General features: G+C 63.6%; 1 protein-coding gene. It reads right to left on the reverse strand.

Going from position 1 to position 1,615, the window contains the following annotated elements; translation table 11 throughout:
* Positions 1-83: 83 nt before the first annotated feature.
* A complete protein-coding gene (mapR, locus tag NUV89_RS29590) occupies positions 84-1,493 on the reverse strand; it encodes a GntR family transcriptional regulator MpaR (protein WP_124529578.1) in 1,410 nt (469 codons plus the stop codon).
* Positions 1,494-1,615 lie beyond the last annotated feature (122 nt).

The raw sequence follows: 1,615 nt of genomic DNA on the forward strand, positions 1-1,615 counted from the left end.
AGCCCGCTCCCACATTTTGGAATGCATTCCAACTGTGGGAGCGGGCTTGCTCGCGAAGGGGCCAAAGGGGGCGACCCAATAACTCAGAACGACCGCACAATCCGCCCCAACGTCTCCATCGCCTTCTCCGACGCTTCCGTCCACGGGCTGCCATAGTTCAAGCGAATGCAATTCCTGAAACGCTGGGTGGCCGAGAAGATCGGCCCCGGCGCGATGCTGATGCCTTGGGCCAGGGCCATCTGGAACAACTTCAACGAATCGGTCTGTTCCGGCAGTTCCAGCCACAGGAAGTAGCCGCCGGCCGGCTGGCTGACCCGCGTCTGTGCCGGGAAGTAGCGGGCAATGGCGGCGAGCATGGCGCTTTGCTGTTCTTCCAGGGCATAACGCAACTTGCGCAGGTGGCGGTCGTAACCACCGTGTTGCAGGTAATCGGCAATCGCCGCCTGGGCTGGCATCGACGGGCACAGCGAGGTCATCAGCTTCAAGCGTTCGACCTTCTGCGCATAGCGCCCGGCCGCCACCCAGCCCACGCGGTAACCCGGCGCGAGGCTCTTGGCGAAAGAGCCGCAATGCAGCACCAGGCCCTCGGTGTCGAAGGCCTTGGCGGGTTTGGGCGGGTGTTGGCCGTAATACAACTCGGCGTACACGTCGTCCTCGATCAGGGGCACCTGATGGCTGCGCAGCAGTTCCACCAGCGCTTGTTTCTTGGCTTCCGGCAGGGTGGCGCCCATGGGGTTCTGGAAGCTGGTCATGGTCCAGCAGGCCTTGATCGGGTAGCGTTCCAGGCTTTGGGCGAGGGCGCCCAGGTCGATGCCGTCGCGCGGGTGCACGGGAATTTCCACGGCCTTGAGCTTCAAGCGCTCCAGCACTTGCAGGCAGGCATAGAACGCCGGGGCTTCGATGGCCACCAGGTCGCCCGGCTCGGTGACGGCTTGCAGGCACAGGTTCAGCGCTTCGAGGGCGCCGTTGGTAATCAACAGTTCTTCCATGGGCAGCATCAGGCCGCCGACCATGTAGCGCAGGGCAATCTGTCGGCGCAGCTGCGGATTACCCGGCGACATATCGGTGACCACCAGGCGCGGGTCCATCTCGCGGCTGGCGCTGGCCAGGGAGCGGGCCAGGCGTGGCAGCGGGAACAGCATCGGGCTGGGGAACGCCGAGCCGAATGGCACGGTGTTGGGATCTTTGATTGAATCGAGCACGGAAAACACCAGCTCGCTGACATCCACTTCGGTGGACTCGTGCACCTGTTCGCTGACCACCGGCTCGGAAAACGGGCTGGGCGCATGGGTGTTGACGAAGTAGCCGGAACGCGGCCGTGCACGGATCAGGCCACGGCGCTCCAGCAGGTAGTAGGCCTGGAACACCGTGGACGGGCTGACGCCGTAGGTCTGGCTGGCGTAGCGCACCGACGGCACGCGCTGGCCGGGGCCGAGGACGCCGGAGCGGATCAGTTCTGCAATGTCGTCGGCGAATTTTTCGTAGCGTTTCATGGGGGCCTTAAACAAATTCTTCAAAATGTACACAGAACACATTGTGGAAGCGGGCTTGTGTGGGAGCGGGCTTGCTCGCGAATGCGGTAGGTCAGCCAACTCCTCCGGTACTGACCCACCGC

Source organism: Pseudomonas sp. 18.1.10, from assembly GCF_024655625.1.
GTDB lineage: Bacteria > Pseudomonadota > Gammaproteobacteria > Pseudomonadales > Pseudomonadaceae > Aquipseudomonas.